The following is a 24,005-nucleotide window of genomic DNA, read 5'->3' as shown; positions in this document are numbered from 1 at the left end:
GATGATTTGGTGCGGCTGGATAAGTTTCTAAAGATATCCCGGATTATAAAACGCCGGACGTTGGCCAAGGAAGTATGTGACAGCGGGCGGGCCAAGGTAAACGAACGTTTGGCCAAACCCGGTACCGATGTTAAACCGGGAGATATCTTGGACTTGGATTTTGGCGCCAAAAGAATAAAGGTGGAAATTTTGGATACCCCTGAAAACGTCAGGGCATACCAGGCCAAAGAAATTTACAAGGTTCTCGAGGAAATCAGAATAATTCAATAGCTTTTTGGCGCCTACTTACCTATACCTAAAAATTTTTGTCATATCTTTCCACTTATAAAATCCCCACTCCAGAAAACAATAATTCAGTAAAAATACTGAATACTGGAGGGGTTTTATGAAACTGCCGAAAAATAAAAAAGGTTTATGTTTAGTTTTAGGCATTATAATTACTCTGCTTTTTTCCGGCTGTCCGCCAAAAGCTAAAAAACCCTTTGAACCTAAAAAAGTGGGCAAGGAACCGACAATTACGCTATATATAAATGAAACCGGCGAAAGGAAACGAATCCCCATAGAAGAATATATCCAGGGGGTAGTGGCAGCTGAAATGGATACATCCTGGCCGGTTAATGCCCTTGCCGCCCAGGCCATTTTAGCCAGAACCTTCACCATGAAACAGATAAAAACGAAAGGCGGGGTACCGCAGCATAAAGCTGATGCTTCTACCAGCGTGGAGGAATTCCAGGCCTATGATGCAAGCAAGATCAATGATAATGTAAGAAAAGCGGTGGCAATGACGAGAGGTGAAGTAATCAGGTATAAAGGAGAATATATCAATGCCTGGTTCAGCGCCTGTGACGGGGGAGAATCAGCTTCCGCCGCTGAAGGATTGGCCTATCATAAAGAAAAAACTCCATATATAAAGGCCGGCGTAAAAGACGGTTGTATAAATATCACCGTCCCAGAAAATAAATCATGGACTATCCGGTTCCCTTTAGCGTCAGTAAGGGGGGCAGTAAAAGAAGTTACCGGGAAAGACCCGGGCCCGCTGAACAGCAGTAATGTAAAAATTATCAAATGGGGGCCGTCAGGGCGGGCTGAGTCTCTCAGGATAGGTAATACAGTGGTCAGTGGCCCTGCGCTTCGTTTGGCCTTGGGTAACGATAAAATGAGGTCTATTTTCCTGAACAAATTCACAGTAGAGGGTAATAACCTGGTAGTTTCCGGCAAGGGTTATGGCCACGGTGTCGGTATGTGCCAGTGGGGGGCCAGGAAATTTGCCGAGCAGGGTAAAAGCCCGGAAGATATTATCAGGTTTTACTTCCGGGACATAACTATTGATAAAATGTGGAAGTAGGAGTACCTAAAAGAGCATGTTATTTGAATAACATGCTCTTTTAGCGTTTTTTGGGTATAATTGTGGACGCCGCAGCATAATTATGGAAGTAGTTTAGAAATGCTGTGGGGAGGTTTTCGGATGAACGCCGACAGAGGAACTAAATACCAAATGACGATGATCAACAGAGAACAGCTTGTGGTCGAAGGAGTAGAGCACGTGGCCAGTTTTGACGAAGAAGAAATTGTATTGGATACCAAAATGGGCCAACTGCTGCTGAAAGGGCAGAACCTGCATATAACCCAGTTAAACTTAGATGAAGGAAGGCTGGAAGTAGCTGGGTTGATTAAATCGGTGGATTACGATGAAGAAAAGGCTGGCCGCAGCCGCGGGTGGAGTAAAGGCCTTTTGGACCGGATTTTAAAGTAAAAAGTTATGGCTTAGAGCATAAAAATTTGAAAGGGTGGAGAAATGCAGAATCTTTCAACCCAATTATTCGCTTTCGGAGTCACTGTTTGTGGGGGCTTTTTGTTAGGGTTATTGTTTGATTTTTACAGAGTGGCCCGGGGGGTAATCAGGCCCAAAAAGATAATTACTCATTTGGGAGACCTGATATTTTGGATAATTAGCACGTTTATTATTTTCCTTTTTCTGCTGTTGGGAAACTGGGGAGAAATACGGCTATATGTTTTTATTGGATTGCTGCTGGGTAGTACCATATATCTGAAAATATTCAGTTCAAGGGTCATTAAAACTATCCTCCTGATAATTAAGGCAATAAGAACCATAAAACTAGAAATAGTTAAAGTGGTTCTTTTTTTGTACCGGATAGTCGGTTACCCAGTAAATTTAATTAGGAGAGTAGTGCTTATACCTGTAGGATTAATTGGTTCTCTTCTAATTTCTATAAAAACAGGTATCCGGCGTATTTTATCCAGACTGACGATTAAAGGTGAAAAAAAGGATCCCCCTCCGTAAAAATTTTATTAAGTTTACTAAATTTTATATAACCAGGCAGGAAAAATTAGCTAAATGTAGAATAACAAACGCTAATACTAAACTTGTACAAATCTTGTACTAAAATTATACACATATTGTGGACAAACTGTGGATAAATAAATATAGCTAGTCGATAACTTGTCGATAACCTGTCGATAACCGGGTCGGCTGGAATAGGTGAGTTTATGCAAATTGAAATAAGAGGCGCCGAAAAGTTAAGCTTTAGAGAACGGCAAGTTGTTACTTTAAAAGAGATGGGCTACTCGAATGAAAAGATTGGGGCTAAATTGGGTCTGACCAGTAGTACAGTGGCCACTCTTTTGAACCGTGCCAGGAATAAAGGTTATCAGGTAGTTATTGTTATTCCGGGGGATTCATTGGGGCTTTTTGGTTCTGATGAAGAGGAGAGTGAAGCTTAATGGTATTATCGGCAAAAGCAAAAAGACAGGCCAGGGTAGTAAGTTTGCCCGTACACAACCCGCCTCTGAAAAAGAAGAAAAAACATTTTAAACTTGGTGGGCCGGGAATAGTATTAATGATTACTTTGGGTTTTGCCGTTTACTCTTTTGGCGGACAAATGGCCGAAACTTATAATGTCCAGCGGGAAGTAAAAGAGATTCAGCAGGAAATGGAACAATTGAAAAAGAAAAATGAGGAGTTGAAAAAACAGATTAATAAATTGGAATCTCAATCCTGGGTAGAACATGCGGCAAGAGAAAAGCTGGGTTTGGTAAAACCGGGTGAAAAGCTTATTCTGGAGGTAAAACCCAAGGATATGAAACAGATAACAGAAGAAGAAAGAAAAAATATTGAAGTTCATTAAAAAGTCATCTTGACTAAGGTTCAACTTGAGTTTATAATTCTACTATATGTGTGGAGTATGGTTACTCGATGACTGCTTTTTTAACTGTTGTTATAACTTAAGGAGGCATTGCGTATTAATGGCCATCGAGGTTGGTAGCATTTTAGAAGGAGTTGTAACGGGCATTACTAACTTTGGAGCTTTTGTGGAACTACCCGGAGGAGAAACGGGCCTGGTGCACATTTCCGAAGTGGCCGAGGCTTACGTTAAGGATGTCAAGGATTATCTTAAAGACAAAGACAAAGTGAAAGTTAAGGTTATTGCCATTGAAAACGGAAAGATCGGTTTGTCCATCAAACAGGCCAATCCCAAGCCAAAGCATGAAAAACGATACAGCGCGTCTTTTGAAGATATGATTACCAAATTTATGAAGGATAGCGATGAACGGCAGCAGGACCTTAGGCGCAGCCTTGACTCCAAAAGGGGTGGCCGTGGCAGGAGAAGATAAGAAGCATCCGCAAGGATGCTTTTATATTTTGGCGATTTTTGCGGGGGTGTTTTCTTTTGAAATTAGGGGTTATTGACATTGGAACCAATTCTGTACGCATGTTAATAGTAACAAAAGAACAGGAACTGCTGGTCAGAGGGTCCTACCTGGTTACTACCCGCATGGGCCAGGGGATGGCGGCTTCTACCTGCTTGCAGGAGGAAGCAATTGTCAGGACCGTCAAGGCGCTGCGGGAATTTCAAGATATTTGCTCCGGACAGGGCGTAGAAAAAGTTATTTTAATAGCTACAAGCGCTGTCAGAGAAGCTTCCAACAAAGAGTATTTCCTGGATAAAGTGAAAAGGGAACTGGGATGGCAAATCAGAGTAATTTCCGGTGAAGAAGAGGCTCGCCTGGGGTACCTGGGGGTAGTTAAAGGACTGCCACAAAAACTAGCACATCCCCTGGTTATCGACATCGGCGGCGGGAGTACGGAACTTATCTGGGAATCGCAGAACGGGGTTAATTATACCAGTTCCAAGGTCGGAGCCGTACGTATGACAGAAATGAAGAGTACGAAAGGTGTGATATATAGAATTTTACAGCCAGTTTTAGACAAAGTAAAAGAGGACTTACCTTCCAATACTGTGGGTATAGGGGGGACAGCTACTACTTTGGCGGCTATAGACCAGAAACTGGCCGTTTATTCTCCGGAAAAGGTCCACGGATACCGGCTGTCTTTGGAAAGAATAACAGAAATTGGGGAGTGGCTAGCTGCTATGGACTTGCATGCCAGACGGCAGGTAAAAGGTCTACAGCCCGAAAGAGCGGATATTATTTTGGCCGGTATCGCTATTTTGGAGGTTATATTGTCTGAACTCCGACTTCCGGAAATTGTTATTAGTGAAACCGATATAATGTACGGGTTGGCATATGATTACTTTTATTCCGACCCTTAGAACTATCCAACTAACCTCAAAATTTGGCTGGTCCTTGGCAGTATCAAAATGGAGTCGGACTTGTACTTTTTTATAAAGATTGTTAAGATTTATGTTTTCCGTGCATATATTTAAAAAAGGATTAAGTAGGTAAGGGATTCACCTTGATAAAGGAGGATGTTCATGAGGGGCCTCCCTGAATCCAGGTTCAGCCAATACATCAGTATCTTGAAAAGGAAACGAGAGGGGGCTGCTGTAAGCCGCCGGAGGAAGCCGCAGGGCTATGTACAGATTGACGTTTCCGGCAATCGGGGAAGGCTGTCGGTGCAGTTAAAAAATCTGAAATCAGAACAGGTGGGAGAAGATTTCCCCAAATTATATGAGCTATGGCTCCATTCTATTGGCAGGGGCCGGCGAAAACCAGTTAAAATTGGTACGTTGCAGGTGGATAGCCAGGGTGACGGAGAAGGCTGCTGGGAGTTTAACGCCGAAAACGTCAAAGGAACTGGGTTAAAGATCGATGCTTTTTCGCAGGTGCTGTTGGTAAGTGTGGGGAACGCTGCCAAAGACAGGCAAATAATATTGGCTGGGGATTTGGAACTGCATATAGCAGAGTCTTTTGACGGACTGAACATAGAAAAAGTGGAGCCCTTCGGAACCGCCATGCCAAACCATCATTGGTGGAAGTTTTATCCCAGCCATTTTTTTAATGAAGGAGAAGCTGAAGAGGCATATAAACCGAAAGCCGATAACCCGGGTAAGAAAACTGAAAAGCCTTTTTACCCACCGGGGTTGGAGACAGGTCCGGTTTTCCGGGGCCACCAGCTAATTGGGCTGCATTACGATGCGGACGGGACAGTAGACTACCTGGTGCACGGTATACCAGGCAGGTTCTGTGCGGAGGACCAACCAGACGGGGGGAGCAGCGGATATGTTTACTGGCAGCCGCTCCCGGGCCAGAAATATGAAAAAGGCCATTATGGTTACTGGTTGGTACATATAGACCCTGAAAGCGGGGAGGTGGTTTTTCCGAAAAAACAAACAATCCCGCCGGACAAACAAGAGACCGGCAAAAATGAAGAAGGGAGCTGAAAATTTAAGGCGTCAGGGCGATTATACCTGGCGCCTGCTTTAATTGCCGGTGATTATTTTTCTATGTTATCAATTAATAATTGGGCTTCGTGTAAAAGCTTTTGAACCTGTGCCGGGCAACTGGCTTCGGCGTATAGCCTTAACAGGGGTTCGGTGCCTGAAAACCTGAAGAGCAGCCAGCCCTTATCAGCAAAACAGAATTTAATACCGTCCAAGGTTTTTATTTCCGTAACTGCCAAACCGGCTATCGTTTCAGGGGGATTGTTCAATACTGCATCATTGAACCTGGCTTTAGCCTGGGGAGTTACCGGCACGTCCCTGCGGTCGTAATAATAGGACCCGATATGGTTAAAAAGAGTTTGTAACAATTGTTCCGGGAGTTGGCCTGTTTCGGCTATGTATTCCAAGAGCAGCAAACCGCAAAGTATTCCATCGCGTTCCGGTAAATGACCTTTAATGCCGATACCTCCACTTTCTTCTCCGCCAATTAATATATCTTTCGATAAAAATAAATCACAGATATATTTAAAGCCGATTGGGGTTTCGTGTACAGCCAGGCCATATGATGCAGCCAATAAATCAATCATGCCGGATGTAGAGAAGGTCTTCACTACAGCTCCCTTAAGATTCTTAAACTCAACCAGGTATTTTAGTAACAAAGCAAATATTTGATGGGAGTTCATAAACATTCCGTTGGAACAAATTACACCCAATCTGTCCCCATCACCGTCCAGCGCCAGACCGGAAGTATAGCCTTGTGAGCTGACCAGGTTGGACAATTCCCCGAGGTTTTTAGAGATAGGTTCAGGATTTATTCCTCCAAAAGAAGGGTTGATTTCACTGTGGATCTCCTGCACCAGGGTGGGGCAGGCTGCGAAAATCTGTTGGAAATAACCCTGTGCCGAACCGTACATAGGGTCAACGGCAAACGTTATTCCGGAGTTTATAATTTTATTAATATCTACAAGGGTCATGAGGTGATTTATATATTTTTCTTCAGGGTTAAAGGTTTCAATATTAGAGGTATTTGCAGGGGCCCGGCTAATCACGCGGGCTGAAAGCTTATCTTCTATGGCGGCTACTGTTTCCGGCAAAGCCGAGCCTCCGTAAGGACCTTTGAACTTGATGCCGTTATAAACGGGTGGGTTGTGACTGGCAGTAACCATTACGCCGCCTGCTGCTCCCAGTTCCCTGGTTGCAAAAGAAAGAACAGGCGAGGTAACGGGTTTTTCCGCCAACAGCACCTTTATCCCGTTCCCTGCCAGTACCTGGGCTATTTCCCTGGCAAAAATATCGGACATAAACCGAGTATCATAGCCTATTACGCACAAAGGTTGCGTGTGCCGGGAAAGCAGGTAATCTGCCAGCGCCTGGGCAACCAGGGAAACATTGACAGCAGTAAAATCGTATCCAATTACTCCCCGCCATCCATCGGTGCCAAATTTAATTTCCATAGGTTAGCCTCCTTGACTAGTCGGTTTTTCTTTCGCTTTTGCATGTTGAGGGCTTCCCCCTAAGGGAATGTGCCTCGGTGCGTGTACTATGGTGATACTGTTTAATATTACTTCCCAACTGGTTTTTTTTCCTGCTTCTTCGGTTACTTTCCGAAATTCGGCCCGGGGAACAAATATGGAAACTTCATGCGGCACAACGGATTTATAATTCCTTTCCAGACTGATTTCTAAACAGGGTAGAGTAACTGTTGCCTTATCCTTGTTTGTTGCGGAAGGCCCAGCCCTATCATAACTGCGTATAGGGCGGGATGCCAGTTTTTGCAGCCAGGTGAAAAGTCCCATTTATGATTCCTCCTTTGTGGCTGTTTCATTATATGTATGAAGCAAACGAGAAGGTATTGGATTGCTTTGAACCGTTCTGTGTTTGCAGGGATTTGACAGGCACGTATTTTTATGGAAAAAAATATATTAGTAATAAACTGAGTAGATGAAACGACCAAGCGGAATTGAAAGGAAGGTGGATATGGAAAATAGTACACGACCGGGTTACTCCTTTCGTAGAATTTTCCTGACGAGCCCCGAAGCTAAGACCGCAGGTTCGGCGCCGGAAGGAAAACTGGATGTTCACTTAGATGGAGTGACGGGGGAAATTATATATCGAACCTACAACAGGAATGGTATGATATTGGAACGGTGGCTGGCCGTGCAGACTTTGGAAGGCGAAGAGGAACTGGTAGGAAAACTACAACCGGGAAAGAGAGGTCAGGGTGTTTATTATTTAAAAACAGATAAAGTTGACCTGTTTCAGAAAAAGATTCAGGTAAAAGTTCTTGGAAGAAACCGCTTTCAAAGGCGGGCAGGAAAATTTCAACTTCTTCATTATGGGGTGAGCAACGAGAAAACCGCCCTTGAAGAAAGGCCGGGAGATTACTTGTGGAAAACTGATATCAAAGACTTTCCTGTGCTTTTAAACGAGATGATGCAAAAAGTTGAAGCTCTCACAGAAAAAGTGCAAGTTTTGCAAAAAAAAAGAGCCTTGCAAAGCAGGTCGGCAGCTATAAGAAGGGTGGAGCCGTTTACACCGTCTCTCCCCAATTATAAGTGGTGGCAAATCAGTATTTAAAAAGGAGGAATCTTTTTTGGCCTATCCGCTGAAGCAGCCGTTTCCCCGTATTCCTCTGACGTTAAGAGTTCCTGACAATTTACCTGGTATAAAAGAAATTGCAAGTTTTTCCGTGGAGCCCACTTTAAGTTCGGTGGTCTATCATAAGGAGGAAATTGAAATAGAAGGGACTTACCGGATTTGCCTGAACTATTGTGGGGCCGATGTAGACAGTCCGATGAGCTTGAACGAAGACGAACGGGTTTCTTCTTGCTGTTTCTTTGAAAGTTTGCAATTTTTAAACGGAGGTTTTCTTGAGGAGTGCGAGGAAAAGCAAAAGCTTGACCGAAATAGCGAGACCGGCTGGGAATACAGTTGGTCATGGGAAGATTCGATTCACACCTTTGTGCAGACTGACCGGGGCAACTACAGTTCCATGCCGTTGATTTTAAAAGTGCACGATTGTGAGTTGAAAGCTGTCAACGAGCGGACTGTTAAAGGCTTTCTTGTGTTAATGCTTGATGCCCGGTCTGCCTCTGAAATGACAGCAAAAGACACAAAGTGGCAACATGGCAATACGGGCCCGTTATATTAGGGCCTTTTTTGATGCCTGGGTGAGAGAAAAATTGTATCTTGTCGAAACAATTTTTTTTTGTTTCTACCAATGCTGACAAGCTTCTGCAGCAACCTTTTGTATAATAATAGAAAAAGTACATCAGGTGGGAACCATGGAAAAAATAGATATTTACCCTTTCCAAAGGGCAGATAACAAAAAGTCTGTAAACAAGCCCCTTAAAATTTCAGTACCATCGTTGAAGGTATTTGCGAACAGGGCCCGGTATCTCTGTTCTGTGGAAACCCTGCCTATTATTATTATGGCTTTCTTGTGCGGTCGTACCCTTTTATTTGGAGAATTGTCTCCCTTTGGTATCGCTTTTGCGGCCGGTATTACCGCTGTGTTCCCTGAATACGGGCTCTTGAGCGCTATCCTGGCCCTGGCAGGTTACACAACTGTATTACAGGGCAGTAACCTGGCGGCCACCTTCGGGGCTACGGCATTAATTTACCTTTTGTTGGGAAAATACCACCTGAGGTTCCGCCAGTTGCGGTACGGTCCTTCAGCGGTAGTCCTGGGCCTCACAACCATAATCAAAACAGGTGTTTTTGCCTACCAAGGGGCCGATTTATACAGGTATTTAACCATATTTTTTGAGGCTGCTCTGGCCGCAGGTTTAACTTATATATTTTTTAGGGCAGCTCCGTTACTGAAATTGAAAACGGTGCGGACTTTTAAGCGGGAAGAACGGCTCTTTATTGTTTGCGCATTGGTAGGTATTCTGGCAGGTCTCAACGGATGGCAGGCGGCCTATGTAAATGTGCAGAGGGCCTTTAGTTCTTTCATTGTTCTGGTGGCTGTTTTTATCGGTGGGCCGGGGTGGGGCGCCGCAGCAGGTACATTGGCCGGCGCCGTTCCCAGTTTAACGTCCCTGGTTGTGCCGGGCTTAATGGGGTATTATGCTTTTTCCGGGCTATTAGCGGGAATTTTTCGCCATTTTGGCCGCATTGGCATTGCCCTGGGTTTTTTGCTGGGAAACATACTTTTATCTGTATATTTTAATGGACCTGCTTCCATAACATCTGCTTTGGCCGAAGGTTTAGCGGCGGTAGCCTTGCTTTTGGTTTTCCCCGTTAAAGGGTTGCACCGGCTGCGTACTATTGCCCGGGTAAGTTTTGGGGAACCGGTGAAAAGCGCCAGGGACCAACGTATTAGAAATTACAGCGCGCGGAAAATAAGAGATTTTGGCCGGGTGTTTTCCGAAGTTGCCAAGACTATCGAACAGGTATCCAGTGACCTGCAAACCTCCGGTGAAGATGATTTGCAGCAGTTATTTAACGGAATTACCGGAAAAGTTTGTGCTGATTGCTCCCTTTACCGAATTTGCTGGGAATCGGAGTTTTATAAAACTTACAAAAATATAATGGATTTGCTGGCTGTTTTGGAGTTAAAGTCCAGGGTGACTGAAGAACACATACCCACGGACTTGCAAAAGAGGTGTATCCGGCTTAAGGAACTGGCTATAACCATCAATTGCCTGTATGAAAACTATAAAACCAACCATTATTGGAAACGAAAAATGGCGGAGAGCAGAGAAGTTGTATCGGGCCAACTGCAAGGTATAGCCACCATTTTAAGCAACCTGGCGAATGAAGTGCGGCTGGACGTACAGATGCAGGAAGACATTGAAGCTATTTTAAAGAGTGAATTAGCTAAGAGCGGACAGTCGGTGATGGATTTAACAGTTGTTTCCCTTGGGGACGGCCGGCTGGAAGTTAATGTATGGTGCCCTTCCTGTGGCGGCAAGATGCATTGTTCAAAAAAAATTAACCCTATTATTTCTAAAATATTGGGCCAGCGTATGACAGTATTCAATAACAACTATTGCGCCAGGAAAACGGGAGAGTCAATTTGCGAGTTTAAACTGCACCCGGCCAGAACATTTGATGTCAATATTGGTATGGCCAAAGCGGCTAAGAACGGCGGCATCGTTTCCGGCGATAACTGTTCGACGGTTGAATTACGGGATGGCAAATTGGCGCTCGTGTTAAGCGACGGTATGGGAGTAGGCGCAAAAGCCGCCATGGAGAGCAGCGCCACTATAGATCTCTTGGAACAGTTATTGGAAACGGGGTTCGATAAAAATCTGGCGGTGAAAACTGTAAACTCCATATTGGTGCTCAGAACACCGGAAGAGACTTTTTCCACAGTTGACCTGGCGATTTTGGACCAGTATACGGGTAAAGCAGAGTTTATAAAAATCGGCGCGGCGCCAAGTTTCATAAAGAGAGCTGACCGGGTAGATGTGGTCAGGCACTCCTCCTTGCCGATAGGTATTTTAAATAACATTGAAGTAGAATGTATTGAACATCATTTGCAACCCGGGGAGGTGGTAATAATGGTTTCCGATGGTATTCTTGATTCTCATAAAGACAGCGCCAATAAAGAAGAATGGATAGTGACCCTTGTGCAGTCTGTTATTACCACCGACCCCCAGAATATTGCAGACCTGATTTTAAACCGGGCCATAAAAAATGCCGGCGGGTTAAGTGATGATGATATGACTGTTCTGGTAGCCGAGGTTGCCGCCGGACCCGTTCAGTGAACTGCAGCAAATTTTTGAAAGGTGCAAACCACCGGACGATTGAGTGGTTTGCACCTTTTTTACCGTATACGCAACCAAAATATGGGAAAAATAGACATAGCAAGAATTTTGGAGGAACAAAAGTGGACAGTATTCTTAAGCCCGGTGATATAGTTAGAGGCCGGTGGACGGGAAACAGATTTATCGTTAAAGCCATTATAGAAGTAAATACGAAGTGGGAATTGTACAAGGTACAGGCATTGCCAACGGGTCTTTTTTTTGCCCTGAAAGTTTCTGGCTTTATACCTGATCTTTCCTATGAATTCAAGATAATCCGGGATTTAAACAAGAAGGAAAATATCCGGCAAACAGGGCTTATCCCTCAAGTTTATATTCTGGACGATTTTTTGCTGGCGAAAAGGCATTACCGGTTTTATGTCATGGACGTGCCTTGCGGCGAAAGACTTTGCAGTTTACTGCCCTTTTTGCGGGAGCGGGAGATGGGCTGGCTTTTTTACCAATTAAGTTCTTTTTTGCATAAACTACAATCTGCCGGATGGGAATTTACAAACCTGCACCCGGCCAGTATATTTGTTGACTCCGGGCAGGCAAAATTAGTAGTTGTGGATTTTACAGAATTGCAGCCATGTAAGAACCTGGCGAGATTGGAAAATGAACAAACCAGGTGGCTGTTGAACTATGATTCCGGCAAAGACGGGCTGAAACAGGATACGTCCCTGGAAACTGCGAAGACTCAAATTGTTGTCAATGCTGTTGGGATTTTTTCCTTTTTACTTTTTCTCGGTAGTATAATATACACTTATTTTTAGATTTTTACGTGATTTTCGGCCTTTACGTAGGCAGGAAAAACCTTTATGGTGTCGAAATTCAATGGATGTATCAGAACACGGTTAACTTAAAGGATGATCTGGGGATGAGGAGTATTCCGGATGTACGAAAAGGTAAAAGCCACTGTTATCAAATACAAAATGCTTGAGCCCGGTGACAAAGTTGTGGTTGGTGTTTCCGGCGGCCCCGATTCTGTGGCTTTGGCTCATATATTGACCCGGCTGGCAAAAGAATTCGGGTTGACCATACATATCGGCCACCTCAACCACATGTTTCGGGGTAAGGAGGCTGAGCTTGATGCGAACAGTGTGGCCCGCCTGGCGGAGAAGCTTGGTTTACCCTGTACGGTAGAAAGGATAGATGTGCCGGCTTACCTGTCGGAACACCGCGTTTCCGCCCAGGCGGGGGCCCGGTATATACGTTACGCTTTTTTTGAAAAACTTGCGGATGAGGTAGGCGCCAATCGGATAGCCACCGGGCATCATGCCGATGATCAGGCGGAAACGGTTTTAATGAATTTTCTCCGGGGGAGCGGGGTATCGGGGTTAACGGGCATACCGCCTGTAAGACAAGGTAAATACATCAGGCCGTTGATAGAAGTTTCCCGGCAGGAAATAGAAAACTATTGCCGGTATTTTGACTTGCCGGTACGGTTCGATGCTTCCAACGCGAAAAATATTTACCTGCGCAATAGGGTTAGAAATCAGCTTATTCCTTTCTTGCAAAAGGAATTTAATCCGAAAATTGTGCAAACTATAGCCCGCTTCAGCGAGATTGCCCGGGATGATAATGAATTTATTTGCCGGGAAGCAGAAAAAGCATGGCAATTGCTTGGTGTGGGGGAAAGAACTGAAGAAATCCGGTTTGAACTTGATAGGTTTTGGGAATGGCCCAGGGCTGTTCAGAGAAGAATACTGATAAAGGCGTGGGAAGCCGTAACGGGTTCCGCGCGGGACATCATGTACACAAATATTGAAAACTTGCTGGAGTTTTTAAAGACCGGGCCTGCTTCGGGTTACATCGAATTGCCCAAAGGTGTTGTGGCCCAAAAAACCTATAATTCGGCAATTATTACCGCCAAATATGAGCCCGCGCAAATCGAATATGACCACGAACTTAAAGTACCCGGCCGGACGATAATTCCTGAAGCAGGGTTGACAATTATCACGGATGTCAAACAAATTGCCGCATACAACATGGACGCAAAAGCCCATGGAATTGATAAGGGTTTAAAGGCCCATGCAGTTGATTATGACAGGCTGCATGGCGACGTGCGGGTGAGGAACCGGCGACCGGGTGACAGGTTTCAGCCCCTGGGCATGAAAGGTACCAAAAAGCTGAAGGATTTTTTTATTGATTTGAAAATTCCTGTTGCAGAGAGGGACAGGTATCCCGTAATTACAGCGGGCGACGATATTGTATGCGTAGGTCGTCTGCGGATTGACGAAAGATGGAAGATAACGGAGTCTACCCGAACAGTATTAATTATAAAAATTATTGATGAAATGGATTCATAAAATTGAAATGGCTGAAAAATTATGCTAAAATTATTAGGTATCGTGTCCCCTTGACTGTATCGGCCGAGAGGAGTGAACTTGTTGAACAGGATTTTCAAGAACCTTAGTATATATCTGCTTATAGTGGTACTTGCTGTAGCCATCATCAAGTATACACAACCAACGCAAGATGAGATCAAAGAGCTCACCAACGACCAGCTTTACACGGAGATTGCCCGTGGCAATATTCTGACTGCAGAAATTCAGTCCGAGGAGGAAATAGCCCGTGTTAAGGGCAAGCTGGCCAAAGATAACAAAAAAGAGTATTCTTCCACCGTTTCGGTTTTTGAAGTTCCGGAACTAACGAAGCTTCTTAGAGATAAAGGAATTTCTGTAAAGGTAATTCCAGCTCCCAAACCCCCCTGGTGGTCCAGTCTGTTTATTAATTTTTTACCTATCCTGCTGGTTATCGGTTTGATTTTTTTTATGCTGAACCAAACCCAGGGCGGAGGCAACCGGGTTATGTCTTTTGGGAAAAGCCGGGCCCGTTTACATACTGATGAGAAAAAACGGGTGACTTTTGACGACGTGGCAGGCGCTGACGAGGTTAAGGAAGAACTGCAGGAAGTGGTTGAATTTTTAAAATACCCCAAGAAGTTTAACGAATTAGGGGCTAAGATTCCTAAAGGAGTATTATTGTACGGCCCGCCCGGTACCGGCAAGACATTATTGGCCAGGGCTGTTGCCGGCGAGGCCGGAGTGCCTTTTTTCACCATCAGTGGTTCTGATTTTGTGGAAATGTTCGTTGGTGTGGGCGCTTCCCGTGTTCGGGATTTGTTTGAACAGGCCAAAAAAAACGCTCCCTGTATAGTATTTATTGACGAAATTGACGCTGTAGGCCGGCAAAGAGGCGCAGGCCTGGGAGGCGGCCACGACGAAAGAGAACAAACTCTTAACCAGTTGTTGGTTGAGATGGACGGCTTTAGTCCCAACGAAGGAATTATAATTATTGCGGCTACTAACAGGCCCGACATCCTGGACCCGGCGCTCTTAAGACCGGGACGTTTTGATAGGCAGATTGTGGTTGACTCCCCTGATGTTAAGGGCCGGGAAGAAATACTGCAGGTGCATGTAAGGGGTAAACCCCTGGATGAAAGTGTTAACCTCGGCGTTCTGGCCAGAAGAACGCCAGGTTTTACCGGAGCCGACCTGGCTAACCTTGTGAACGAGGCTGCCCTGCTTTCCGCAAGGCGCAATAAAAAGAAAATAGGGATGGAAGAACTGGAGGATTCCATCGAAAGGGTAGTGGCAGGTCCTGAGAAGAAATCCAAAGTTATTAGCGATAAAGAGAAAAAACTGGTTGCTTTTCACGAAGCCGGCCATGCACTGGTTGGTTACCTGCTGCCCAATACAGACCCTGTGCATAAAGTATCGATTATTCCAAGGGGAAGAGCCGGCGGTTATACACTGTTGCTCCCCAAGGAAGACCGTTACTACATGACTAAATCCCAGTTGCTTGACCAGATTGCTATGCTTTTGGCCGGTAGAGTGGCTGAAGAACTGGTTCTGCACGAAATCAGTACCGGCGCCCAAAACGATTTGGAAAGGGCTACGGAAATAGCACGTAGAATGATCATGGAATTGGGAATGAGCGAGGAAATAGGTCCATTGACTTTGGGCAGGCGCCAGGAACAGGTTTTCCTGGGCCGGGATATCGCCAGAGACCGTAATTACAGTGAAGAAATTGCTTTCAAAATTGATAAAGAGGTACGGCATATTATTGAGGACTGCTATGAAAAAGCCAAGAAGATTATCATGGCAAACATGGATAAGCTGCATTTGATTGCCAATACTCTCATCGAAAAAGAAACGCTGGATGCAGAAGAGTTTGCCAACCTGATAGAGGGTAAAAACATTAACGGCACGCCCAAAGTCGAAGATAAGGCCGTTCCTCCGGCGGAAGATGAAAAAAATGCCTTCAATTCGATTGAGAAAACCGAAGAACCTGCTGATAAGTTGCCGCCGGACAGAACGGAGTAAGAAAATTGATACCCGGGAGGAGATCAGATTATGGAAAGAACCTATGTAATGATTAAACCTGATGGAGTTCAGCGCAATTTAATTGGCGAGATTATTACCCGTTTCGAGAGGAAAGGCTTAAAGATTGTGGGCCTTAAAATGCTGCAGATGGACCGGGCCATGGCTGAAAAACATTATGCCGAACATACAGGAAAACCTTTCTTTGAAGGGTTAGTAAGTTACATTACTTCCGGCCCGGTAGTGGCTATGGTTTTAGAGGGAAAAGACGTCGTGGCTACTGCCCGTGCCATGAATGGGGCAACCAACCCAGCCAATGCCGGACCTGGGACGATTCGCGGCGACTATGCCATTGAAGTGGGGCGCAATGTAATTCATGCGTCAGATTCAATAGATAGCGCCAACAGGGAAATCGCCATTTACTTTACCGAGAGCGAATTATGTGAATATAAAAAGGTGCTTGATGATTGGATTTACGAGTAAATATAGAGCAGGCAAATGCCTGCTTTTTTAATTGAGCTTATCTACTTGTTTTTGAATTTTTTCATTCCGAAGGAATTTTTTTGCTTATTTTTGTAGAACGCTAAAGGGAAGGCAGGAAAAATATTAATTTTAACGAAGTCTATGTATTACCATTTGAAAAAAAGAGGGGGGTGATAAAATGGACATCAACCTGCAAACGGGTATCAAAGGGGAAAGTAAGGTTGTGGTATCGGAAAACAATACGGCTATTGCTTATGGGAGCGGAGGGGTAGAAGTATTTGCCACTCCTGCCATGATAGCGCTCATGGAAAATGCAGCCCTTAATTCAGTAGAAAAATTCCTGCCTCCTGGTCATACCACTGTGGGGATCAATATTCAGTCAACTCATTTGGCGGCTACACCGGTTGGTATGGAAGTTGTTGCAAGGTCGGAACTGATTCGGATAGAAGGCAAGAAACTGGTTTTTAAAGTAGAAGCCTATGATGAAAAAGATAAAATCGGGGAAGGAATACACGAACGATTTATCATTAACCGGGAAAAATTTATGGCCAAGTGCGAAGGTAAAAAGCAAAGCGGATAAATTCTGATGATTAAAAAGGGGACAAAAGGCATATTATTTATAGGGCTGTAGATATAAAAAAACAGGAGATTTTATGCCTTTTGGGTTCTTGCAATAGGAAACATTAGCAATTTTTAAAATATTTTGTCTACGCTGGCAGGAGTTTATTTAAAAGTCTCGAATAATATCAAGGATACCCTTAATTATGCATATTTGATAGCCTGCCTTTGAGGAGACGGGTGGTCTTTAACAAAACTAGAGTTCTAGCTTGCTCTAACAACGCCAGCAAGTATTAAGGGGGGATGATGTTTTTTAGTTTCTGAATAGGGAGAGGGACCCAAGTTTATTACACACTTAAAAAATTTAAATAAAAAAGGAGAGGATAAGAATGCCTTACAATCCAAGGTCAATGGACCCGACCAAGTACAAAGATTGGGAAATAGCCCAGGAGGCTGAAAAGTATCTGCCCAGTGTGGAGGAATGGGTTGAAAAGCTGGGACTGGAAAAGGATGAACTGATTCCTTACGGAAAAACTCCTAAGCTCAACTTTTTAAAAATAATGAACCGCTTGAAGGATAAGCCGGATGGCAAATACATAGAGGTTACCGCCATTACCCCTACGCCCCTTGGCGAAGGTAAGACCACTGTTTCCATGGGTCTTATCCAGGGTCTTGGGGTAAAAGGAAAAAACGTTGGCGGCGCATTACGTCAGCCTTCCGGTGGACCTACCATGAACGTTAAAGGAACCGCTGCCGGTGGCGGTAATGCTCTGCTTATTCCTATGACCGAGTTTTCGCTGGGTCTGACCGGTGATATTAATGACATCACTAACGCTCATAACCTGGCTATGGTTGCTCTTACTTCCAGGTATCAGCATGAATGCAATTATACAGATGAAGAACTGGCCAAGCGCGGCCTGCGCCGGCTGGATATTGACCCCAAAAACGTAGAAATGGGCTGGGTAATGGACTTTGCTGCTCAGGCCCTCCGCAATATCATTATCGGTCTCGGTGGTAAGAAAGACGGTTACCCCATGCAGTCCAGGTTCGGTATTTCCGTAAGTTCTGAATTAATGGCTATTTTGGCCGTTTCCAGAGACCTTGCTGACATGAGGGAGCGTATTGGCAAGATTACTGTTGCCTATGACAGAACAGGCAAACCGATTACAACCAGCGATCTTGATGTAGCCGGCGCTATGACTGCCTGGATGCGTAACACCATTAACCCGACTCTCTGCTACTCTGTAGAAGGCCAGCCTGTATTGATCCATGCAGGTCCTTTTGCTAACATTGCTATCGGTCAGAACTCCATTATCTCCGACCGCCTTGGCTTGAAACTCTTTGATTACGTTGTAACCGAGTCCGGATTTGCCGCCGATATCGGTTTTGAGAAGTTCTGGAATGTTAAGTGCCGTTTAAGTGGCAATATTCCCAACGTATCCGTTATCGTTGCTACCATTCGTGCCCTTAAAATGCATGGTGGCGGTCCGGCTGTTGCTCCTGGTCGTCCTCTGCCCGCAGAGTATACCGAAGAAAACCTTGGCCTGGTCGAGAAGGGCTTCGAGAACCTGCGCCACATGATCGGCATTGTCAAGAAGTCCGGTATTGTACCTGTTGTCTGCATCAACGCTTTCTACACTGACACCAAGGCTGAGCATGACCTTGTCAGAAGGCTTTGTGAAGAAGAGGGCGTACGCTGTGCCGTATCCAACCACTGGATGTACGGCGGCGAAGGCGCTGCTGAACTGGCAGACGTTGTTCTGGACGCCTGCAACGAGCCCTCCAATTACAAACCGCTCTATCCGCTTGAAATGCCGTTGCGTCAGCGCGTTGAAATGATAGCTAAGGAAGTTTACGGTGCTGACGGTGTATCATGGTCGCCGGTAGCTGAAGCGAAGGCTAAGAAGTTTGAAGCAGACCCACAGTTTGCTGACTTCCAGACCATGATGGTTAAGACTCACCTGAGTCTGTCCCACGATCCTACTCTGAAGGGAGTGCCCAAAGGTTGGGTTCTGCCTATCCGCGACGTTCTCGTTTACAGCGGTGCGAAGTTCCTTTGCCCGATGGCCGGCGATATCAGCTTAATGCCTGGTACCGCTTCCGACCCTGCTTACAGGAGAATCGACGTGGATGTAAACACCGGCGAAGTAAGTGGTTTGTTCTAAAAGTTTTAAAGAGGCAGGTTCATACGAACCTGCCTCTTTTGTACCTTTTGCATGGTAACGATGTGTGTACCGGTCGTAATTTCTTAAACCACAGAGATTTTCATGCCGCTAACGCGGCACCAACAGAGAATGAAATATTTATTTTCGGGGTAGTATACGGAGAATTAATTGTAAAAGCAAAGTTGATGCTTGTTGTGTTTTCTCTGTGCTCTCTGAGTCCTCTGTGGTACTTTGTTAAAACCATAAATTATACCGAGGAAACAGAAATTTTCAAGTAATGAATTCTCTGTGTTAAAGGGTTCCCCCTGCAGCTTTGGAGAAACGATTGCTTAACCTTTACGCAGCAACTCCACTTATTAAATTTAATAACTTTGCAGATGCTAAACATGACTTTATTTAGGCAAAAGAAAAAGGATTTTTTGCGCAGTATGTCAAAGTAAAGGTAAACGGCATATGTTCAATCTATGCCAGGAATATGTGAGGGGGCATCTGGAATGGACAGGGTGGAAAAAATACTGAAAGACCCGTTTTACCAGGAATGTATAGCCAAGAACGAAGTAAAGGAGGCAAAACGTAAGTTTTGCAAGCACGCCTTTCAGCATATGGTGGATGTAGCAAGGGTCGCTTATATCCTGATTATGGAAGCAAAGGAACTAAAGAATTTTATCATACAGAATAACCTCGGTATTCGGGAAAAAGCCCGGGAAGTGATTTATGCTGCAGCCTTACTGCATGACATCGCCCGGTGGCATGAATATGAAACGGGTGAGGACCACGCGGTAAAAGGCGCTGAAATAGCTGAAGATATATTGAAGAGGGCAGGGTTCGATAATAGAGAAATAACTATTATTTGCCAAGCAATTAAAGAGCACCGGGGTAGTTTTACAGAAAACATGAGTCTGTTGGGCGAATATTTACACCGTGCGGATAACCTGTCCAGAAGCTGTTATTTTTGCCCGGCCAAAGCGGAATGTTACAAGTTTGACGATATGGAAACAGGAGTTAAAGCAATACTCTATTAAATCAATTTGGTCAATTTGCAGGAGGGTATTATGATAAGAGTAAGGGCTATTGACATAAATGACTCGGAAAAGGCAACCAAAGAAATATCTGCTATCGGGCCGGATGAATTCGGCTTGAAGTGGATGAAACCGAAGGCTGTCCACCGGACGCTTAAAATTGAAGGCATTAGAACAGCGGTGGCCAACATAATCAAACAAGAAATGCTGTCCAAAGGGGGCGAAGTAGTTTTACCCAGACAAGCAGGGAATAATACTGTTGACACCTGTGATATTCTGGTCATGGGGACGGTGCGGCAATTTGCCGATTTGACAGCGAAGCTAAAGATGCAGCCTTTTGGGATGGCGCAACTTGCTGAAGAGATATCTGTGGTCTTAAAGAACCTGGAAGGCCATGGCCGCAAATTTTTGCGCTGCCGTGAACATACGCTGCCCCTTGGGGAAAAGACTTTGGTGATGGGTATTCTCAATGTAACCCCCGATTCATTTTCGGACGGGGGCAAGTTCTTTGAGCTGGACAAAGCCATAGAGCATGCGAAGGAAATGGTTGAACAGGGAGCAGATATCATTGATATAGGTGGAGAGTCCACCAGGCCAAATTATGATCCGGTCGGGGCGGAAGAGGAGTTGGAACGGGTAATTCCGGTCCTGGAAAGACTGGTGAAGGAAGTGCCGGTGCCGATTTCCGTTGACACTTATAAGTCCCAGGTGGCCAGGAGAGCCCTTGAGGTGGGGGCCCATATACTTAACGACGTATGGGGCCTGCAGGCTGACCCGGATTTGGCCAAAGTGGCGGCGGAATACGATGTACCCCTTATTTTGATGCATAATCAAAGAGGAACAGAATACAAAAGTATGATGGACGACATTCTGGCATCCTTAAGGCAAAGTATCCAGCTAGCTTTAGATGCCGGCGTAAAAGAGGAAAATATTATTATTGACCCCGGTATAGGTTTCGGCAAGGACACTGACCAGAACCTGGAGGTAATGAACCGCCTTTGGGAATTCAAGACACTGGGCTACCCGGTTCTTTTGGGCACTTCCCGAAAGTCCATGATAGGAAATACTTTGGGGCTGCCTGTAACAGAAAGGGTTGAGGGAACGGCGGCAACGGTAGCTTTCGGTATTGCCCAGGGAGTGGATATAGTCCGCATTCACGATGTCAAGGAAATGGTCAGGGTGGCCCGTATGACCGATGCTATGGTAAGAAGGTAGGTAGCAAGCTATGGGTGACAAGATAATTTTAAAGGGCATGCAGTTCCATGGTCGCCACGGGGTTTTCCCCGGAGAGAAAGCCATGGGGCAAAAATTTGTTGTTGATCTGGAATTATCTGCGGACTTAAAAAAGGCCGGCCAGACTGACGATCTGGCCCATACACTGAATTACGCCGATATATACGGCCTCGTAAAAGGAATTGTTACCGGGAAGAGCTTTAACCTGCTAGAAGCATTGGCCGAAAATATTGCTCAGGCTATTCTTCAAAATTACCAGGTAAAAAAGGTCAAAGTAAGGGTAGAAAAACCACAGGCCCCTATTAGCGGCATTTTCGATTATATGGCTGTTGAAATAAAAAGGGAGAAACATTGATATGGTTCGTGCATATATTGCACTTGGTTCTAACCAGGACAACCCAAGGGAAAAGATAAGGACAGCGCTGCAAAGGATGCATGAAGTGGATGGAATTACCGTACGGAAAGTGGCTCCCCTTTACCTCACAGAACCAGTAGGGTATGAAGAACAGGAATGGTTTTATAATACGGTAGCGGAAATAGAGACTGCTTTACCTCCGTCGGAACTGCTTGCTGCCCTGCAGAAGATTGAAAATCATTTGGGGCGGGTTAGAACCGTTAGGTGGGGGCCGAGAACCATTGACCTGGATATAATTCTTTATGGAGATGAAAAAATTCTGGAAGAGGACCTTCAGATTCCCCATCCACGCTTTGAGGAGAGGGCTTTTGTGCTTGCGCCGCTCAAGGACCTGGCGCCTGATATGATTCTTCCTTCCGGAAATAAGATTGGCGAAGCCCTGAAACGGCTGACAGACAAAAAATTCGTTTGCATAGACCAGAAAATATGGTAAAATAAGCTTAAACGGGTGGGTAGTATCTCTTTTCGGGAACTGCACCGCCGACGGAATTATTATTTAAAGACAGTGTTTCATATTGGTGTCATGCGACCCGCTTGGAGCCTAATCGGACCGAGACGGAAGGTATATATCGATATCTGAAACCTTTCGGATTTAGTCTGAAAGGTTTTTATATTTCCAATAACCTTGCCGTAAACTCCAAGCCCGTTGCAGTTTTTGCTCTTTTCGCAATTTTCGGAAAAAGGGGGTTTGAAGAGTGAAAAAAGTTGCCGTGGTTGGAGCAGGAAAAGTAGGGACTGCTATGGCGCTTTTGTTACAGGCAAAGGGTTTTGAGATTTGCGGTATTGCCGGTAGAAATCCTACAACGGTTCAGGAGACGGCAAAAAGGTTGGGAACCTGCGGAACATTGGTTCCGGCACAAATTACCAAAATAGCCGACCTTATTTTTATCACTACGCCGGACAGGCTAATAGAAAAGGTTTGTCTCCAGATTCGTCAGGACAACGGTTTTGGGCCCGGTCAGGTTGTGGTACATATGAGCGGGGCTATGCCTGCCGGGGTCCTCGGCCCGGCCAAAGAAGCGGGGGCTTATGTTTTGTCAGTGCATCCACTCCAGTCATTTGCCGATGTGGAGCAGGCTATCAGGAATTTGCCCGGTTCCTTTTTCGCGTTGGAGGGCGACCGGGAAGCTTTGCCGGTGGGGATGGAAATTGTCAAAGCTGTGGGGGGAGAATACTTTCTGCTGGAAACCAAGCATAAGCCAATGTACCATATGGGGGCGGCTGTGGCATCCAACTTTCTGGTAGCAGTGTTACACTGGGCCATAAAAATCTATCAGCAATTGGGTATGACGCAAAAAGAAGCTATTAACGCTTTGTGGCCGTTAGTGAACGGCTCGCTAAAAAATATTTCCGCTTTAGGGCCCGTGCAGGCCTTGACTGGCCCAATAGCCAGGGGAGACCTATCTACTCTGAAAAAGCATTTACAGGCTTTGAGTGACTACCAGCCCGAAAACGAGGTATTATATAAAGTTTTGGGTCTATATACGGCCCGTATTGCCAGAGAAAAGGGGTCTATTGACGATACAGCTTATAACCGGATGATTCAACTCTTTAAAGGAGGTATTAATTAATGAGTGGTAAAAAAGTAACAACTTTAACTTTAAAACAGAAAAAACAAAAAGGCGAGAAAATTACAATGTTAACCGCGTACGATTATTCTGCTGCCAAAATATTTGATGAGGTAGGTATTGATGTGCTTCTTGTCGGAGATTCCCTGGGCATGGTGGTATTGGGTTACGAATCGACACTACCCGTAACCATGGAGGACATGTTGCACCATGTTAAGGCAGTTTCCAGGGGTACTACAAATGCCATGGTTGTGGCGGACATGCCCTTTATGTCTTACCATGTTTCCGTGGGTGAAAGCGTACGGAATGCCGGTCGGTTTTTGCAGGAAGCCGGAGCAAATGCGGTCAAGCTTGAGGGTGGCAGAGAAGTTGCCGATACCGTGAAAGCAATTATTGCAGCAGGCATACCTGTAATGGGCCACTTAGGTCTTACGCCGCAGTCAATTAACCAATTAGGCGGTTACCGGGTGCAGGGAAAGGACGAGGCCGCTGCCAGAGCGATAATCAACAATGCTTTGGCATTACAGGATGCCGGAGTGTTTGCCATTGTTCTCGAGTGTGTGCCTGCTCCCCTGGCCAAAATGGTTACTGAGCGGCTGGATATACCGACCATTGGGATTGGTGCAGGTAAAGATTGTGACGGGCAGGTTTTAGTCAGCCATGATATACTTGGCCTGTATTCTGATTTTGTGCCCAAAATGGCTAAACAGTATGCTTCTTTAAAACCTATTATTGTTGACGCGGTGGCCAGATACAAAAAGGAAGTAGAAACGGGAGTATTCCCGGCCGAAGAACATAGTTTCCAGATGGCAGCGGAAGAATTAAATAAATTATCGTAGAGGAG

26 protein-coding genes are annotated in these 24,005 nt (G+C 45.2%); 24 read left to right on the top strand and 2 right to left on the bottom strand.

The window, feature by feature from the left end; translation table 11 throughout:
* The first annotated feature begins 9 nt into the window (after positions 1–9).
* From Tfer_RS11990 to Tfer_RS11950, 9 genes are all read left to right on the top strand, one after another.
* Complete coding sequence (locus Tfer_RS11990; RefSeq protein WP_052218615.1) at positions 10–270, top strand: RNA-binding S4 domain-containing protein; 261 nt, start codon at positions 10–12, stop codon at positions 268–270.
* Between the two features lie 115 nt (positions 271–385).
* Entirely contained in the window at positions 386–1,345 is a 960-nt protein-coding gene (locus Tfer_RS11985; protein WP_052218614.1) for a SpoIID/LytB domain-containing protein, read from the top strand.
* Positions 1,346–1,465: 120 nt separating this feature from the next.
* On the top strand, positions 1,466–1,753 hold the full coding sequence (gene yabP / locus Tfer_RS11980; RefSeq protein WP_013119104.1) for a sporulation protein YabP: 288 nt from the start codon (positions 1,466–1,468) through the stop codon (positions 1,751–1,753).
* 42 nt (positions 1,754–1,795) lie between these two features.
* The gene (yabQ, locus tag Tfer_RS11975; protein ID WP_083436934.1) at positions 1,796–2,302 is read left to right on the top strand and encodes a spore cortex biosynthesis protein YabQ; all 507 of its coding nucleotides are present in this window, start codon (positions 1,796–1,798) and stop codon (positions 2,300–2,302) included.
* Positions 2,303–2,508: 206 nt separating this feature from the next.
* Positions 2,509–2,742 (top strand): helix-turn-helix transcriptional regulator, encoded by a 234-nt coding sequence (locus Tfer_RS11970; RefSeq protein WP_013119106.1) that lies wholly within the window; start codon positions 2,509–2,511, stop codon positions 2,740–2,742.
* Positions 2,742–3,146: an FtsB family cell division protein gene (locus Tfer_RS11965; protein WP_013119107.1), complete on the top strand. Its 405-nt coding sequence runs from the start codon at positions 2,742–2,744 to the stop codon at positions 3,144–3,146. The genes Tfer_RS11970 and Tfer_RS11965 overlap by 1 nt, the downstream gene beginning before the upstream one ends.
* 118 nt (positions 3,147–3,264) lie before the next feature.
* On the top strand, positions 3,265–3,633 hold the full coding sequence (locus tag Tfer_RS11960) for a S1 RNA-binding domain-containing protein (RefSeq protein WP_013119108.1): 369 nt from the start codon (positions 3,265–3,267) through the stop codon (positions 3,631–3,633).
* A 56-nt stretch (positions 3,634–3,689) separates the two neighbouring features.
* The gene (locus Tfer_RS11955; protein ID WP_052218612.1) at positions 3,690–4,571 is read left to right on the top strand and encodes a Ppx/GppA phosphatase family protein; all 882 of its coding nucleotides are present in this window, start codon (positions 3,690–3,692) and stop codon (positions 4,569–4,571) included.
* Between the two features lie 162 nt (positions 4,572–4,733).
* The gene (locus tag Tfer_RS11950; protein ID WP_052218611.1) at positions 4,734–5,642 is read left to right on the top strand and encodes a hypothetical protein; all 909 of its coding nucleotides are present in this window, start codon (positions 4,734–4,736) and stop codon (positions 5,640–5,642) included.
* Between the two features lie 53 nt (positions 5,643–5,695).
* Here the strand turns inward: Tfer_RS11950 and Tfer_RS11945 are convergent, their stop codons facing one another.
* Together Tfer_RS11945 and Tfer_RS11940 are read right to left on the bottom strand one after the other, a co-directional pair.
* Entirely contained in the window at positions 5,696–7,096 is a 1,401-nt protein-coding gene (locus tag Tfer_RS11945; RefSeq protein ID WP_052218610.1) for a phosphoglucomutase/phosphomannomutase family protein, read from the bottom strand.
* A gap of 3 nt (positions 7,097–7,099) precedes the next feature.
* Positions 7,100–7,438, bottom strand: coding sequence for a hypothetical protein (locus tag Tfer_RS11940; protein WP_052218609.1), 339 nt, complete (start codon positions 7,436–7,438; stop codon positions 7,100–7,102).
* Positions 7,439–7,619: 181 nt separating this feature from the next.
* On the opposite strand from Tfer_RS11940, the gene Tfer_RS11935 reads away from it, so the two are divergent.
* From Tfer_RS11935 to panB, 15 genes are all read left to right on the top strand, one after another.
* Positions 7,620–8,219 (top strand): hypothetical protein, encoded by a 600-nt coding sequence (locus Tfer_RS11935; RefSeq protein ID WP_052218608.1) that lies wholly within the window; start codon positions 7,620–7,622, stop codon positions 8,217–8,219.
* A 16-nt stretch (positions 8,220–8,235) separates the two neighbouring features.
* Positions 8,236–8,793: a hypothetical protein gene (locus tag Tfer_RS11930; RefSeq protein ID WP_013119117.1), complete on the top strand. Its 558-nt coding sequence runs from the start codon at positions 8,236–8,238 to the stop codon at positions 8,791–8,793.
* A 133-nt stretch (positions 8,794–8,926) separates the two neighbouring features.
* Positions 8,927–11,359: a stage II sporulation protein E gene (gene spoIIE / locus Tfer_RS11925; protein ID WP_052218607.1), complete on the top strand. Its 2,433-nt coding sequence runs from the start codon at positions 8,927–8,929 to the stop codon at positions 11,357–11,359.
* 122 nt (positions 11,360–11,481) lie between these two features.
* Positions 11,482–12,168: a hypothetical protein gene (locus tag Tfer_RS11920; protein ID WP_052218606.1), complete on the top strand. Its 687-nt coding sequence runs from the start codon at positions 11,482–11,484 to the stop codon at positions 12,166–12,168.
* 120 nt (positions 12,169–12,288) lie between these two features.
* Positions 12,289–13,704: a tRNA lysidine(34) synthetase TilS gene (gene tilS / locus Tfer_RS11915; RefSeq protein WP_052218605.1), complete on the top strand. Its 1,416-nt coding sequence runs from the start codon at positions 12,289–12,291 to the stop codon at positions 13,702–13,704.
* Between the two features lie 78 nt (positions 13,705–13,782).
* Entirely contained in the window at positions 13,783–15,723 is a 1,941-nt protein-coding gene (ftsH, locus tag Tfer_RS11910) for an ATP-dependent zinc metalloprotease FtsH (RefSeq protein WP_052218604.1), read from the top strand.
* Between the two features lie 30 nt (positions 15,724–15,753).
* The gene (gene ndk, locus Tfer_RS11905; RefSeq protein ID WP_052218603.1) at positions 15,754–16,203 is read left to right on the top strand and encodes a nucleoside-diphosphate kinase; all 450 of its coding nucleotides are present in this window, start codon (positions 15,754–15,756) and stop codon (positions 16,201–16,203) included.
* A gap of 178 nt (positions 16,204–16,381) precedes the next feature.
* Complete coding sequence (locus Tfer_RS11900) at positions 16,382–16,783, top strand: thioesterase family protein (RefSeq protein WP_052218602.1); 402 nt, start codon at positions 16,382–16,384, stop codon at positions 16,781–16,783.
* 367 nt (positions 16,784–17,150) lie between these two features.
* Positions 17,151–18,926, top strand: coding sequence for a formate--tetrahydrofolate ligase (locus Tfer_RS11895; RefSeq protein WP_013119124.1), 1,776 nt, complete (start codon positions 17,151–17,153; stop codon positions 18,924–18,926).
* Positions 18,927–19,420: 494 nt separating this feature from the next.
* On the top strand, positions 19,421–19,948 hold the full coding sequence (locus tag Tfer_RS11885) for an HD domain-containing protein (RefSeq protein ID WP_052218600.1): 528 nt from the start codon (positions 19,421–19,423) through the stop codon (positions 19,946–19,948).
* A gap of 30 nt (positions 19,949–19,978) precedes the next feature.
* Positions 19,979–21,160, top strand: a complete 1,182-nt coding sequence (folP, locus tag Tfer_RS11880) for a dihydropteroate synthase (protein ID WP_052218599.1) — start codon at positions 19,979–19,981, stop codon at positions 21,158–21,160.
* Between the two features lie 10 nt (positions 21,161–21,170).
* Complete coding sequence (gene folB / locus Tfer_RS11875; RefSeq protein ID WP_052218598.1) at positions 21,171–21,533, top strand: dihydroneopterin aldolase; 363 nt, start codon at positions 21,171–21,173, stop codon at positions 21,531–21,533.
* A 1-nt stretch (position 21,534) separates the two neighbouring features.
* A complete protein-coding gene (gene folK, locus Tfer_RS11870) occupies positions 21,535–22,026 on the top strand; it encodes a 2-amino-4-hydroxy-6-hydroxymethyldihydropteridine diphosphokinase (RefSeq protein ID WP_013119128.1) in 492 nt (163 codons plus the stop codon).
* Between the two features lie 262 nt (positions 22,027–22,288).
* Positions 22,289–23,164: a Rossmann-like and DUF2520 domain-containing protein gene (locus tag Tfer_RS11865; protein WP_052218597.1), complete on the top strand. Its 876-nt coding sequence runs from the start codon at positions 22,289–22,291 to the stop codon at positions 23,162–23,164.
* On the top strand, positions 23,164–24,000 hold the full coding sequence (gene panB / locus Tfer_RS11860; protein ID WP_052218596.1) for a 3-methyl-2-oxobutanoate hydroxymethyltransferase: 837 nt from the start codon (positions 23,164–23,166) through the stop codon (positions 23,998–24,000). Before Tfer_RS11865 ends, panB begins: the two co-directional genes overlap by 1 nt.
* Positions 24,001–24,005 lie beyond the last annotated feature (5 nt).

This window comes from Thermincola ferriacetica, assembly GCF_001263415.1.
Taxonomy (GTDB): Bacteria; Bacillota; Thermincolia; order Thermincolales; family Thermincolaceae; genus Thermincola; species Thermincola ferriacetica.
This window is presented reverse-complemented; position numbering and strand designations above follow the sequence as displayed.